Origin of the sequence: Bradyrhizobium aeschynomenes (assembly GCF_013178945.1) — a bacterium.
GTDB classification, from domain to species: Bacteria; Pseudomonadota; Alphaproteobacteria; order Rhizobiales; family Xanthobacteraceae; genus Bradyrhizobium; species Bradyrhizobium aeschynomenes.
On the sequence record NZ_JABFDM010000002.1, the window covers coordinates 931,731 to 945,298 of the forward strand.

The 13,568-nt window shown below is 65.9% G+C and carries 11 protein-coding genes; 7 read left to right on the plus strand and 4 right to left on the minus strand.

The window, feature by feature from the left end; all coding sequences use genetic code 11:
• Positions 1 to 26: 26 nt before the first annotated feature.
• Both HL666_RS08820 and HL666_RS08825 read left to right on the plus strand, forming a co-directional pair.
• Entirely contained in the window at positions 27 to 1,199 is a 1,173-nt protein-coding gene (locus tag HL666_RS08820; RefSeq protein ID WP_172134062.1) for an ABC transporter substrate-binding protein, read from the plus strand.
• 20 nt (positions 1,200 to 1,219) lie between these two features.
• Entirely contained in the window at positions 1,220 to 1,678 is a 459-nt protein-coding gene (locus HL666_RS08825; protein ID WP_172180897.1) for a cupin domain-containing protein, read from the plus strand.
• A gap of 114 nt (positions 1,679 to 1,792) precedes the next feature.
• Here HL666_RS08825 and HL666_RS08830 read toward each other — a convergent pair whose 3' ends face one another.
• The 4 genes from HL666_RS08830 to HL666_RS08845 form a co-directional block, all read right to left on the minus strand.
• Complete coding sequence (locus HL666_RS08830) at positions 1,793 to 3,040, minus strand: flavin-dependent oxidoreductase (protein WP_172180899.1); 1,248 nt, start codon at positions 3,038 to 3,040, stop codon at positions 1,793 to 1,795.
• 54 nt (positions 3,041 to 3,094) lie between these two features.
• Positions 3,095 to 5,443 (minus strand): bifunctional salicylyl-CoA 5-hydroxylase/oxidoreductase, encoded by a 2,349-nt coding sequence (locus HL666_RS08835; protein WP_172180901.1) that lies wholly within the window; start codon positions 5,441 to 5,443, stop codon positions 3,095 to 3,097.
• A gap of 87 nt (positions 5,444 to 5,530) precedes the next feature.
• Entirely contained in the window at positions 5,531 to 6,367 is an 837-nt protein-coding gene (locus HL666_RS08840) for an enoyl-CoA hydratase family protein (RefSeq protein ID WP_172180903.1), read from the minus strand.
• A 42-nt stretch (positions 6,368 to 6,409) separates the two neighbouring features.
• A complete protein-coding gene (locus HL666_RS08845; protein WP_172180905.1) occupies positions 6,410 to 7,171 on the minus strand; it encodes an SDR family NAD(P)-dependent oxidoreductase in 762 nt (253 codons plus the stop codon).
• Positions 7,172 to 7,340: 169 nt separating this feature from the next.
• On the opposite strand from HL666_RS08845, the gene HL666_RS08850 reads away from it, so the two are divergent.
• From HL666_RS08850 to HL666_RS08870, 5 genes are read left to right on the plus strand one after another with little or no spacing between them, the layout of a single operon-like run.
• Positions 7,341 to 8,171: an alpha/beta fold hydrolase gene (locus HL666_RS08850; protein WP_172111794.1), complete on the plus strand. Its 831-nt coding sequence runs from the start codon at positions 7,341 to 7,343 to the stop codon at positions 8,169 to 8,171.
• On the plus strand, positions 8,168 to 9,454 hold the full coding sequence (locus HL666_RS08855; RefSeq protein ID WP_172180907.1) for an acyl-CoA dehydrogenase family protein: 1,287 nt from the start codon (positions 8,168 to 8,170) through the stop codon (positions 9,452 to 9,454). The genes HL666_RS08850 and HL666_RS08855 overlap by 4 nt, the downstream gene beginning before the upstream one ends.
• A 3-nt stretch (positions 9,455 to 9,457) precedes the next feature.
• On the plus strand, positions 9,458 to 10,972 hold the full coding sequence (locus tag HL666_RS08860; RefSeq protein WP_172180909.1) for a class I adenylate-forming enzyme family protein: 1,515 nt from the start codon (positions 9,458 to 9,460) through the stop codon (positions 10,970 to 10,972).
• A 12-nt stretch (positions 10,973 to 10,984) separates the two neighbouring features.
• Positions 10,985 to 12,079, plus strand: coding sequence for an NAD/NADP-dependent octopine/nopaline dehydrogenase family protein (locus HL666_RS08865; RefSeq protein ID WP_172180911.1), 1,095 nt, complete (start codon positions 10,985 to 10,987; stop codon positions 12,077 to 12,079).
• Positions 12,076 to 13,062, plus strand: coding sequence for a 3-hydroxybutyryl-CoA dehydrogenase (locus HL666_RS08870; protein ID WP_172180913.1), 987 nt, complete (start codon positions 12,076 to 12,078; stop codon positions 13,060 to 13,062). The genes HL666_RS08865 and HL666_RS08870 overlap by 4 nt, the downstream gene beginning before the upstream one ends.
• Positions 13,063 to 13,568: the final 506 nt, after the last annotated feature.

The following is a 13,568-nucleotide window of genomic DNA, read 5'->3' on the forward strand; positions in this document are numbered from 1 at the left end:
AATTTCCGCATCCCGGGGGAGTTGTCATGAAAGTGAGTTCGAAGCTGGCCGGTCTCGGCGTCGTGGCCTGCATGCTGGTGCAGCCGGCGCAGGCCGCCGACAAGATCAAGATCGGCGTCATCGTCACCCTGTCCGGACCGGCCGCCGCGCTTGGCGGGCAGGTCCGCGACGGCTTCAACCTCGCGATCAAGGACCTCGGCGGCAAGATGGGCGGCAAGGACGTCGAGGTGGTCGTCGCCGACGACGAACTCAAGCCGGACGCCGCGATCACCAAGGCCAAGGGCCTGCTCGAGCGCGACAAGGTCGACTTCGTCGTCGGCCCGATCTTCTCCAACATGCTGCAGGCGATCCATCGCCCGATCACCGAGAACAAGACCTTCCTGATCAGCCCGAACGCTGGTCCGTCGAGCTACGCCGGCAAGGAGTGCAGCCCCTATTTCTACGTGACCTCGTACCAGAACGACCAGGTGCATGCCGTGCTCGGCAAGGTCGCCCAGGACCGCGGCTACAAGAAGATGTACCTGCTGGTTCCGAACTATCAGGCTGGGCGTGATTCCGTCGCCGGCTTCAAGCTCGACTACAAAGGCGAGATCGTCGAGGAATCCTACGTCCCCCTCAACACGCTCGACTTCCAGCCGGAGCTGTCCAAGATCTCCTCGCAGAAGCCCGACGCCGTGTTCACCTTCATGCCGGGTGGCATGGGCGTGAACCTCGTCAAGCAGTTCAAGCAGGCCGGCCTCGCCGACACGGTTCCGGTGCTCTCCGCCTTCACGGTCGATGAGTCCACGCTGCCGGCGCAGCAGGATGCGGCCGTCGGCATGTTCGGCGGCGCAAATTGGGCCCCCAACTTCGACAACGCACAGAGCAAGAAGTTCGTCGCCGGCTACGAGGCAGCCTATAACAGCGTACCCGGGACCTATGCCATGCAGGCCTATGACGCCGCGCTGCTGATCGACAGCGCCGTGAAGGCCGTGGGCGGCGATCTCACGAACAAGGACAAGGTGGCCGCGGCGCTGAAGAAGGCCGACTTCGCCTCGCTGCGCGGCAACTTCAAGTTCAACACCAACGGCTATCCGATCCAGGACTTCTACCTGACCAAGGTCGCCAAGCGGCCCGACGGCAAGTTCCAGACCGAGATCGTGCAGAAGGTGTTCGAGAACTACGCCGACCGCTATGCCAAGGATTGCGCGGCCAAGTAACGACAGGGAGCGAAACCAATATGAGCCATCCGGAAATCGCCGGCATCACCCGGGCCAATGAGGGCATCCAGGGCATCTCCTGGAACATCCTCGGCCAGGTCTACGCGCCGAAGAACCGCACCGAGCACAGCTTCTCCTGGCACGCGACGTTCCCGGTCGGAACCTTCGTGCCGCCGCACATCCATCCCGACCAGGACGAGTATCTCTACATCCTCGAAGGCAGGCTCGACTTCTTCCTCGACGGCGCCGAGGAATACGCCACCGCCGGCGACACGGTGCGACTGCCGATGGGCAAGCCGCACGGCATCTTCAACAAGTCGCAGCAGACCGCCAAGACCTTGTTCTGGGTGTCGCCGACGCGGCGGCTCTACGAGCTGTTCTGGGCGATCCACAACATGCGCGAGCAGAACCCCGACGACGTCGTGAAGCTCGCCGCCGAGCACAACATCCACTTCCTCCCGCCCCCTCCGGGGGCGTGAGTCGACTGCGCGTTTGATCGCAGACTATCGCGCAGCAAACAGTGCGCCCCCTCTCCCCGTCCTTCACGGGGAGAGGGCTGGGGTGAGGAGCAGCCCCACGAAAGATCCCAGCTATTACGACGCCTGCCGCGTCACCATCCGCGCCGCAAAGCCGGCCCGGCTCGCATACCCCCGCACGATGCCCTCGCGGGCCTCGTAGTTGAGAATGGTGTTGATGTCGGTGAACCCCTGCGGCGCGAGCTGCTCGACGGCATCGATCACGCCCTCCGGCCCGCCACGGCGGTTCGACGCCACGATCTCCGCGGTCATCGGCAGCCGCTTCTGCTCATAGGCCATCAGCGCCTGGCGCGGATGCTCGGAGCGGGCCAAGGCATCGGCGAGCGCGCGGGCGTCGAGGATCGCCTGCGAGGCGCCGTTGGAGCCGACCGGATACATCGGATGCGCGGCATCGCCCAGCAAGGTCACGCGGCCGCTCGACCAGTACGGCAGCGGATCGCGGTCGCAGCAGGGATATTCCCAGAACTCCGGCGTCGCGCGCACCATCGCGGCGAAGTCGACCTGGGGAATCGAGAAGCCGTTGACATGCGGCATCAGCTCGTCGGCCTTGCCGAGCCGCGACCAGTCCTCACGCCGCGGCGGCGCGGTGTTGGCGTCGCCGATGCGCACCAGCACGGCCCAGTTGGTGAGTCGCGACGCGGGGCTCGAGCCCTCGGCAATCGGATAGATCACGGCCTTGGCGTTGAGGCCGCCGGCGATGATCATCGACCGCCCGGTCAGGAACACCGGCCAGTCGGTGGCGCCGCGCCACAGCATCAGGCCGTTCCAGCACGGCGCGCCCTCGTTCGGGAACAGCGTCTGCCGGACCTTGGAATGGATGCCGTCGGCACCGATCAGCACGTCGCCTCGGACGGTGTGAACATGGGACCCGGAGCGGTCGAAGAAATAGGCGGTCACCCCGCCCTCGTCCTGGGTGAAGGAGCCGAGCCGGCAGCCGGTGTGGACCTTCTCCGGCCCGAGCCGCTGCATCACGGCCTCATGGATCACGCTCTGCAGCCGGCCGCGGTGGATCGAGAATTGCGGCACGTCGTGACCCGCGTCGACGCCGCGGGTCTCGTGCCAGACCTCCTGCCCACGCCGGGTCAGATAGAACAGCTCATAGGTGCGGATGGCGACCTCATCGAGCCGGTCGAGCAGCCCGAGCTGGGCGAGCTCGCGGATCGCGTGCGGCAGGGTGTTGATCCCAACGCCGAGCTCGCGGATCGACTCCGCCTGCTCGAACACCTCGCAGTCGATGCCCCGCGCCCGCAGCATCAGCGCCGTGGTCAATCCGCCGATACCGCCGCCAACGATGATCGCTTTCATCGCCCCCTACTCCACTCACATTGGACGTACCGAGCGGCAGCGTCGCACGGCGGCTTACTCCGCCGCAAGCGGCTTCGCAGCCTCGGCCTTCAGCTCCGCCCGTGTTTTCGGTTTAGCCTTAATCTTCAGCTCCTCGAAATCCTGCCGCTCCCGCACGCTGTTGCGGAAGATCTGCTCCTTGCCCGGCAGATATTGCGGCGGACAGAACATGTCTGCGCCGTACCAGGCCGCCGCCTTCATGGTGAAGGCGGGGTCGACCAGATGCGGGCGGCCCAGCGCGACGAGATCGGCGCGGCCGGCAGCGAGGATGGTGTTGACCTGATCGGCCGTGGTGATGTTGCCGACGCACATCGTCGCGACATCAGCTTCGTTGCGGACCTGGTCGGAGAACGGCGTCTGGAACATGCGGCCATAGACCGGCTTGGCCTCACGCACGGTCTGACCGGTCGAGACATCGACGAGATCGACGCCCGCCTCGGCGAACGCACGGGCGATCAGCACCGCGTCGTCGCCGGTGATGCCGCCCTCGGCCCAGTCGGTCGCGGAGATGCGCACCGACATCGGCTTGTGCGCCGGCCACGCCGCGCGCATTGCGGTGAACACTTCGAGCGGGAAACGCAACCGGTTCTCCAGCGAGCCGCCGTACTCGTCCGTGCGCTTGTTGGTGAGCGGCGAGATGAAGCTCGCAAGCAGATAGCCGTGGGCGCAATGCAGCTCCAGCATGTCGAAGCCGCAAGCGTGGCCGCGTTCGGCCGCCGTGACGAAGTCCGCCTTGATCGCGTCCATCGCCGCGCGGTCGAGCTCGCGCGGCACCCGGCTGTCCTGGAAGTACGGCAGCGGCGACGCCGACACGATGTCCCAGGCGCCCTGCTCCAGCGGACGGTCCATGCCGTCCCACATCAGCTTGGTCGCGCCCTTGCGGCCGGCATGGCCGAGCTGCAGCGCGAACTTCGCCTGCGAGTTGGCGTGGACGAAATCGACGATGCGCTTCCAGGCCGCTTCCTGCGCGTCGTTCCACAAACCGGCACAGCCGGGCGTGATGCGTGCATCGCGGCTGACGCAGGTCATCTCTGTGAACAGCAGGCCAACGCCACCGATTGCGCGCGAGCCGTAATGAACGAGATGAAAATCGCCGGGCACGCCTTCTTCCGCCGAGTACATGCACATCGGCGACAGCACGGCACGATTCGTGACCGTCATCTCGCGCAACTTGAACGGCTGGAACATCGGTGCGACCGGCTTCTCGACGTCGACGTCGAATCCGTTGGCGAGGACCTGCCGCGCGAAGGCCTTGTCGACCTCGGCCACGAAGTCCGGCGCGCGCAAGGTGAGATTGTCGTAAGTGATCGCCTTCGAGCGGGTCATCACGCCGAACGCGAACTGCACGGGATCGAAATCCCAGAAGCGCTCGACGTGCTCGAACCAGACCAGCGACACGTCGGCGGCGTGCTGGGTCTTCTCGACCTCCTCGCGCCGGCCATGCTCGTAGAGATCGAGCGCCGCCGGAATGCTGGGCGCACGCTGCATGGCCTCGGCCAGCGCAATCGCGTCCTCCATCGCGAGCTTGGTGCCCGAGCCGATCGAAAAATGCGCTGTCGACTTGGCGTCGCCGAGCAGCACCATGTTGTCCTTGACCCAGCGCTTGTTACGGATCATCGGGAAATTGCGCCACATCGAGCGGTTGATCAGCAGCGGATGATCGCCGAGGAACCAGCCGAAGATCTCCTTCATGCGATCGGCGGACTGCCGCTCGTCGAGCCCGGTCAGGCCGGCCTTCTCGAAGGTCGCCGGATCGGTCTCGAAGATCCAGGTCGAGTGCCCCGCTTCATACTGATAAGCGTGGGCGATGAACGGGCCCCACTCCGTCTCCTGGAAGATGAAGGTGAAGGCATCGAGCGGCTTGGTCGAGCCCATCCACGCGAACTTGTTGGCGCGCAGGTCGACCTCGGGCTGGAAGTGATCGACGTATTTCTGGCGGAAGCGGCTGTTGATGCCGTCGGACAGGATCAGCAGATCGGCATCGGCGAACTGCGCCTCGTCCTCGAGGTCGACCTCGAAGTGCAGGGTGACGCCGAGCTCGCGGGCCCGCTCCTGAAGAATGCGCAGCAACGTCCGGCGCGAGCAGCCGCAGAAACCGTTGCCGCCGACCCGATGCACCGTGCCGCGGAAGTGCACGGCGATGTCATCCCAGTAGGCGAACTCCTGGGTGATGCGCTGGTAGCTCGGGAGGTCGTGCTTCTCAAAGTTGTCGAGCGTGGCGTCGGAGAACACCACGCCGAAGCCGAACGTGTCGTCGGCGCGGTTGCGTTCGTAGACCGCGATGTCGGCCTTGGGCCGCTGCTTCTTGAGCAATATCGCCGCATAGAGACCGGCAGGTCCGCCGCCGATGATCGCGATCTTCATGAGCGCCTCCACTGGAGAGCCGAGCCAATGGAAATTATTTTAGACCTAAAATATTTCCTGGCAAGCCCCTTCGGTTCCCGCAGCAGCTCAGTTTCCCTGGAAGACGGGCTTCGACTTGGCGGCGAAGGCTTCGAAAGCGCGATTGAAATCCTCTGTTGTCATGCACAAGGCCTGGGCAACTGCCTCCGCCTCGATCGCCTCCTCGACCGACATCGCCCATTCCATCGCCAGCATGCGCTTGGTCATCGTGTTGGCGAAGGTCGGACCATTCGCGATCTCGGTTGCCAACACCACGGCCTGCGCCAGCACGTCGGCAGGCGCGACAATGCGGCTGAAGAAGCCCCACCGCTCGCCCTCCTCCGCGCTCATGAACCGACCGGTATAGAGCAACTCGGAGGCGCGCGACTGACCGATGATGCGCGGCAGGATCGCGCAGGCTCCCATGTCGCAGCCGGCGAGACCGACCTTGTTGAAGAGGAAGGCGACCTTGGCGCCCGCGGCTGCCAACCTGATGTCGGAAGCCATTGCAACGATCGCACCCGCACCGGCGCAGACGCCCTCGACGGCCGCAACGATCGGCTGCGGACAGGCGCGCATCGCCTTGACGAGATCTCCGGTCATGCGTGTGAACGCGGTGAGACCCTTGGTATCCATTTTCACCAGCGGACCGATGATCTCGAAAACGTCACCGCCAGACGAGAAGTTTCCGCCCGCGCCCGTCACGACCACCACCTTGACGTCGTCGTCGAACGCAAGGGCACGGAAGAAGTCGGTCAACTCGCGGTAGCTGTCGAAGGTCAGCGGGTTCTTGCGCTCCGGGCGGTTGAGCGTGACCGTCGCGACGCGGTCCTTGACCGTGAGCAGAAAATGGTCGGGCTTGTAGTCCACCAGCGGCACGGTGACGGGGTTGGCGGGTCTCGACATGTTAGCTCCCTCTGCGCGATTGTTCTGATTGGACAAGGCGGCTCAGACCTCGCCGCCGGCGACCGCAATCGCCTGTCCCGTAATGGCGGCGGCTCCCGTGCCGCACAGCCACAGCACGGTGTCGGCGACCTCCTGCGGCAAGATGAGGCGCCCCTGCGGGTTGTGCTTGGCAAGCTCGGCGATGGCCTGCTCGCGGCTGCGGCCCGTCTTCTTCATGATGGTGTCCACGCTGTCGGCGACGAGATCCGTATCCGTGAATCCCGGGCACACCGCATTCACGGTGACGCGCGACCTGGCCAGTTCAAGCGCGAGCGAGCGCGTGAGACCGACGACGGCATGCTTCGCTGCCGTATAGGCGCTGACATAGGGATACCCCTTGAGGCCTGCGGTGGACGCGACTGCGACGATCCGACCATACGATCTGCCCTTCATCACCGGCAGCACCGCCTGCACGGCATGCACGACGCCCATGAAATTGATGTCCATCATGCGATGGAACAGAGCGGCATCGGATTTGAGAAACGGCGCGGACTCCGCGCTGCCCGCATTGGCGACGAGAATGTCGATCGGCTGGCGGGCGACTGCGGCATCAACCACCGCGCTCAGCGCCCCCTGGTCGGCAACGTCGGCGACGGCCGCATGATCGGCACATCCCGCGGCAACCGCCTCATCGAGCGTTGCGCCATTGCGACCAACGATCGTCACGGTTGCGCCCGCGAGCTTCAGGGTGCGCGCAATCTCGCGGCCGATGCCGCGTCCGCCGCCCGTCACCATCGCATGCGCTGCTGCAGGCAGTCCGGACATGCACGCCCTCCTCATCTCTTGCAACACCGTCGCAATCCTGAAGTTATTTTAAACTTCAAATTTTTGCAACAACACGCCCCAAGCGGCTTGACACTCCGCTCTCCGCGGCTAGCGTTCATGCGTCTGGAGCGCGCAGCGTTGCCGCGCCGGGCATACCTCGGAGGTCTGCGTGCCAGCTTCGCAAATCCTGACCACGAAGGACGGCCGCTTCGGCTACGAGGCCGCTGGCAAGCCGCAGCGGCAGAGCATCGTCTTCCTGCACGGCATCGGCGGCGCGGCTCGCGCATGGCGACGCCAGATCGAACAATTCGGCGAACATTATCACGCGGTCGCCTGGGACATGCCCGGTTATGGCCGGTCCGTTCCGCTCGACGAGGTCAGCATGACGTCGCTCGCTGCCGCGCTCCAGGATTTTCTCATCCGGATCGATGCGCAGCACCCGATCCTGGTCGGCCATTCCATCGGGGGGATGATCGTGCAGGAATGGCTGATCACGCATCCGCAGGCCGCCACAGCCGTGGTGCTGGCGCAGACCAGCCCAGCTTTCGGAAAGGCCGATGGCGATTGGCAGAAATCGTTCATCGAGGCACGCCTCGGGCCGCTCGACCGGGGCGCCACGATGGCGTCACTGGCACCCGATCTGGTCAAGGAGCTGGTCGGCGACGATCCCGATCCGCGTGGCCTCGCCGTTGCGACATCCTGCATGGCCGGCGTGCCCGAAGCCAGCTACCGCGCCAGCATGCTCGCGCTGCTCGGGTTTGACCGGCGGCAAGCCCTGAAGGACATCGAGGTGCCGACCTTGGTCCTCTCAGGCTCGAGGGATCGCAATGCGCCTGCGCCGATGATGGAGAAGATGGCGAGCTTCATTCCCTCGGCTGACTATGTCGAGCTCGAGGGAGCCGGCCATCTCGTCAATCTCGAACGGCCCGACGAGTTCGACGCTGCGCTCGCATTCTTCCTGAAGGCACACGCGACAATCAATGGTGCGGAGGCACGATGACCATTCAGGTCCAGAAGACGGCGACGAACCCCGGCGAGGCGCTCGATGCGCCGATGTTCGATCCGGCCGCATACCGATTGACGGCCGAGCAGGCGGACATCATCGGTCGCGCCCGGCAACTCGGCCAGAGTGTGCTGGCGGGACGTGCCGCGACGTGGGATCGCGAGGCGAGCTTTCCGACCGAGAACTACAAGGATCTGCATCGCGCCGGCCTGCTCGGCATCTCCGTACCCAAGACGCTGGGCGGTCTCGGCGCCGGCTATCAGACCTACGCGCTTGCGGCCGCCGAGATCGGCCGCTATTGCGGCGCCACGGCGCTCACCTGGAACATGCACGTCTGCTCGACGCTGTGGTCGGGGCCGCTCGCCGACGATCTCGACATGGAGGACGGCGTCCGCGCCGAGCACGAGCGGCGGCGCGCGATCCACTACAAGCGCATCGTCGAGAACGGTGCGATCTACTCGCAGCCATTCTCGGAAGGCGGCGCGGCCGCGGCGGGCGGCGTCGCGTTCGGCACCGAGGCAAAGCCGGTCGACGGCGGCTGGCTGGTCAGCGGCAAGAAGATCTTCGCCTCGCTGGCCGGACACGCTGACTATTATGGCGTGCTCTGCACCGAGGTCAGCGAAGGCGAGAAGGCGTCTCGCCGCAACACGCTCTATCTCGCCATCCCCGCGCAGACCAAAGGGGTCTCGGTGGTCGGCGACTGGGATCCGCTGGGCATGCGCGGCACGGTCTCGCGCACGCTGCTGTTCAAGGACGTGTTCGTCGAGCAGGACGCGGCCCTGATGCCGCGCGGCGTCTATTTTCAGGCGGCGCTACGCTGGCCACATATGTTCATGACCTTGTCGCCGACCTATATGGGCCTAGCGCAGGCCGCCTATGACTTTACGCTCAAATATCTGCGCGGCGAGGTGCCGGGCATGCCGCCGGTCAAGCGGCGGATGTACCCGACCAAGCAGATCGCAGTGGCGCAGATGCAGATCAAGCTCGAGCAGATCAAGGGCATCTGGTTCCAGGCCGTCACCGAGGCGCGCGCCAATCCGACGAAGGAGCAGGTGCTGCGCGCCTACGCAGCGCAATACTCGGTCATGGAAGGCGCCAACGAGCTCGCCGCACTCGCGATCCGCACCTGCGGCGGGCAGTCGATGCTGAAGACCCTGCCGCTGGAACGCATCTATCGCGACAGCCGCTGCGGCTCGCTGATGCTGCCCTGGACGGCCGAGCTTTGCCTCGACCGCATCGGCCGCGAGGCCTTGTACGAGGCCGGCGAGACGGACGAATAGAGCGTGGACCTCTGTAGCCTGATTGAGCGCAACGCCGCGTTCACGCCGGACAAGCCGGCGATCCGCTTCGAAGGCGCGACGCTGACCTACGCCGACTTCAGCACGCGCATCGCGTCGATGGCGCGGGCGCTGAAATCCGAGTTCGGCGTCGGGCGTGGCGACCGTGTCGCGATCCTCAGCCTCAACCGGCCGGACTACCTCGTCCTGCTCTATGCCTGCGCGCGGCTCGGCGCGATCCTGGTGCCGCTGAACTGGCGGCTGGCGGTAGCCGAGCAGGTCTTCATCCTGTCGGACGCCGCCGCCAAGGTGCTGGTGCTGGAGCAGGCCTTTGCGCCGGTGCTGCCGGCGCTGGCGAAGCAGCATCCGGAGACGGTGCCCGTCGGCATCGACTTCGCGCCATCAGGCGGATTGCAGATCGACGCGCTGCTGGCCCGCGGTCACGGCGACGATCGCAATCCGCACATCGATCTCTCCTGCCCGCTTCTGATCGTCTACACATCGGGCACCACGGGCCGGCCGAAGGGTGCGGTGCTGCGGCAGGAGGCGCTGCTGTGGAATGGGGTGATGAGCCAGCACATGCATGGCCTCACCTCGGACGATCACGTGCTGACGGTGCTGCCGCTGTTTCACGTCGGCGGCCTCAACATCCAGACCACGCCGGCGCTGCATCATGGCGCCACGGTCACCTTGCATGCGCGCTTCACGCCGGAGACGACGCTCGCGGCGATCGCCCACGAGCGGCCGACATTGACCGTGCTGGTGCCGGCAACCATCCAGGCCATCACCGAGCATCCGGGCTGGGCAGCTGCGGACCTCTCCTCGCTCAAGGCCGTCTCGACCGGATCGAGCATCGTGCCGCCGGCGCTGATCGATCGCATCACCGCGCGCGGCGTGCCGGTGCTGCAGGTCTATGGCTCGACCGAGACCTGTCCGATCGCGGTCTATACGCGGCTTGGCGGTGACCTCTCCCGTGTCGGCTCCACGGGCCTGCCGGGGCTGTGCTGCGAGGCCAGGATCATCGACAAGGATGGCGATGAACTCCCGGCCGGCAAGGCGGGCGAGATCGCGGTGCGCGGGCCCAATTTGTTCTTCGAATATTGGGGCAACGCCAAAGCCACGCAGCAGGCGATTCACGACGGCTGGTACCGCACCGGCGACATCGCACAGCGCGATACGGACGGGTACTTCTTCGTGCTCGAGCGCAAGAACAACATGATCATCTCGGGCGGCGAGAACGTCTACCCGGCCGAGATCGAGCGGGTGCTCACCGAGCATCCCGACGTCCTCGACTGCGGCGTGATCGGCCGGCCCGATCCGCGCTGGGACGAGGTGCCGGTGGCCTTCGTCGTCAAGCGCAACGACAGCGCGCTCGACGCCGAAACGTTGCGCGCCCATTTGCAGGCGCAGCTGGCGCGCTTCAAGGTGCCGCGCGATATCGTCTTCGTCGACGATCTGCCGCGCACCGCGCTCGGCAAGGTGCAGCACCATCTGCTGCGCCAGATGCCGGATGACCGATAGGGAGGTGTGCTCTTGAAAATAGCAGTGCTCGGCGGCGGCAATGGCTCGTTCGCGGCCGCGGGTGATTTCGCCCTTGCAGGCCACGAGGTCCGGTTCTGGCGCCGTGATGCGGACGCCGTGGCGCAGCACAGAGCGGCAGGCTCGACCATCATCGTCAAGGACGTCAGCGGCCGGCATGAGGCGAAGCTTGCGCTGGTCACGACCGATATCGGCGAGGCCGTCCGGGGCGCCGAGCTGATCCTTTGTCCGGCGCCGGCGTTCGCGCAAGCAGACATCGCCAAACAGCTCGCGCCGCATCTCGCCGATGGACAGGTCGTGTTCCTGCCGCCGGCGACGTTCGGCACGATGATCTTCGCGGCCGCCGCGCGTGACGCCGGCAACACGGCCGAGGTCAGCTACGCCGAGACCGGCACCCTGCCCTGGCTGACCCGAAAGCACGGGCCGTTCGAGGTCGCGATCACCATTCGCGCCAAGCGGCTGCCGGTCGGCGTGTTTCCGCTGAACACGGCGGACCATGCGCTGGAGGTCATCAACCGGGCCTTCCCCGGCGTGATCGAGCCGTGCGGCGATGCACTGTCAGGCGCGCTGATGAATGCCGGCTGCATCATCCATCCGCCGCTGATCGTGATGAATGCCGGTCCGATCGAGCATTTCGAGCGCTGGGACATCCACAAGGAAGGCACGCAGCCCTCGATCCGCCGCGTGACCGACGCACTCGATGCGGAACGGATCGCGGTACGCGAAGCGCTCGGCTATGGCGCGCCGCATTTCCCGCTGGCGCATCATTACGCCAAGGACGGCGAGATCTGGATGTACGGCCGCGGCTCGCATGACCGGCTCACGGATTCCGGCGACTGGCGCGAGCAGTTGGTGCTGACGCAACATCGCTACATGCGCGAGGATCTTCGGCTCGGCCTGTCCTTCCTGATCTCGGCGGCGGAGCTGACCGGCACGCCCACGCCGCTCGCCCGCGCATTCCTGGCCATCGGTGGCGCGATCTGCGGTGAGGATTTCATGGCGACGGGGCGCACGCTCACGAGCCTCGGCTTCGGGGGGCTTGATCGATCCGGCTTGCAGGCGCTGCTGCGCGAGGGGTTTGCGGCATGAGCGCACGCGGTCACATCGCCTGTCTCGGTGCCGGCCGCATGGGCCGCGGCATCGCCGTGGCCTTTGCCTATGCCGGCCATCCCGTGACGATGATCGACATCAAACCGCGCACGGCGGAAGAGTTCGCCAAGCTGGAGCGCGAGGCGCTCGGCGAGGTCGGCGCGACGTTCGCGAGCTTGGCGCGGCTCGGGATGCTGCAGGCTGCCGATGCTGACAGGCTGATGGCCAGAGTCACCGTCGCACCAGCCAGCGAGAGCAGCGAAGTGCTGGGGCAGACCACGTTGGTGTTCGAGGGCGTGCCGGAGATCGTCGATCTCAAGCGCGAGGTGCTGGGTGCGGCCTCGCGCGCAGTCGGCCCCGACGTCATCATCGCCTCGACGACATCGACGATCCTGGTCGATGATCTCTCCGGCGCGATCGGGAAGCCCGAGCGCTTCCTCAATGCGCACTGGCTCAATCCGGCTTATCTGATCCCGCTGATCGAGATCTCTCCGGGTAAGGCCACCGATCCCGAAATCACGGCGCGGCTGAAGGCGCTGCTGGAAGGCATCGGCAAGGTGCCGGTGGTGTGCGCGGCGACGCCGGGCTTCATCGTGCCGCGCATCCAGGCGCTCGCGATGAACGAGGCGGCGCGCATGGTCGGCGAAGGTATCGCCAGCGCCGAGGAAATCGACAAGGCGATCCGCTACGGCTTCGGCTTCCGCTACGCCGTGCTCGGCCTCTTGGAATTCATCGACTGGGGCGGCGGAGACATCCTGTACTACGCGAGCCGCTATCTCGAGGGCGCGCTCGGCAGCGACCGCTACCGCGCGCCTGACGTGATCGAGCACAACATGGCTGAGGGGCGCATCGGCCTGCGCACCGGCGCGGGGTTTCTCGACTATTCGGGGATGGACGTTGCCGCCTATCGCGAGCAGCGGCTCGGCGCATTGGTCGAGATGCTCAGGCATTTCAAGCTGGCCCGTCCGCCGGTGGTGGATTGAGGATCGCGCATACCGGTCTGTAGGGTGGGCAAAGGCGCTTGGCACGCTGCAGATCGTAAGCTGAGCTCTCTCGCGCCGTGCCCACCATCGCGCTCGGCATCCGCGGATGCATGGTGGGCGCGGCGCCATCACCAGCTGAAATCCGAGACGCAGCACGGCAGCGCCTTTGCCCACCCTACTGCAGCTTCGCACGCCGCTCTTGTCTTGTCGTCGAGGCTTGCATCGACACACTCCGCCGTCGTCCCGGCCTTGAGCCGGGACCCATACCCCCAGGGAGCGGATTGAGGCAGGCTGGTCATTGGCTTTTGTGCCCTTCACATCTGCCGCGGAGTATGGATCCCGGATCGGCGCCGCGCCGCGCTTTGCGCGTCACGGCTTGTCCGGGACGACAGGGTGGGTGCAGAGGCATTTACGGTTCAAACAGCGGCCTGCATGAGATCGCCTTCTCGCGGCGCATTGCGCCCGAGGTCTGCGGTCAGTTCGGCCCTCGCGAGCATGCAGAGGGC

Excerpts from the sequence above, each read along its gene's own strand:
- HL666_RS08840 (WP_172180903.1), bottom strand. The coding sequence starts at position 6,367 with ATGTCGAGACCCGCCAACCCCGTCACCGTGCCGCTGGTGGACTACAAG.
- HL666_RS08845 (WP_172180905.1), bottom strand. The coding sequence starts at position 7,171 with ATGTCCGGACTGCCTGCAGCAGCGCATGCGATGGTGACGGGCGGCGGA.
- HL666_RS08825 (WP_172180897.1), top strand. The coding sequence starts at position 1,220 with ATGAGCCATCCGGAAATCGCCGGCATCACCCGGGCCAATGAGGGCATC.
- HL666_RS08830 (WP_172180899.1), bottom strand. The coding sequence starts at position 3,040 with ATGAAAGCGATCATCGTTGGCGGCGGTATCGGCGGATTGACCACGGCG.
- HL666_RS08820 (WP_172134062.1), top strand. The coding sequence starts at position 27 with ATGAAAGTGAGTTCGAAGCTGGCCGGTCTCGGCGTCGTGGCCTGCATG.
- HL666_RS08855 (WP_172180907.1), top strand. The coding sequence starts at position 8,168 with ATGACCATTCAGGTCCAGAAGACGGCGACGAACCCCGGCGAGGCGCTC.
- HL666_RS08835 (WP_172180901.1), bottom strand. The coding sequence starts at position 5,443 with ATGAAGATCGCGATCATCGGCGGCGGACCTGCCGGTCTCTATGCGGCG.
- HL666_RS08870 (WP_172180913.1), top strand. The coding sequence starts at position 12,076 with ATGAGCGCACGCGGTCACATCGCCTGTCTCGGTGCCGGCCGCATGGGC.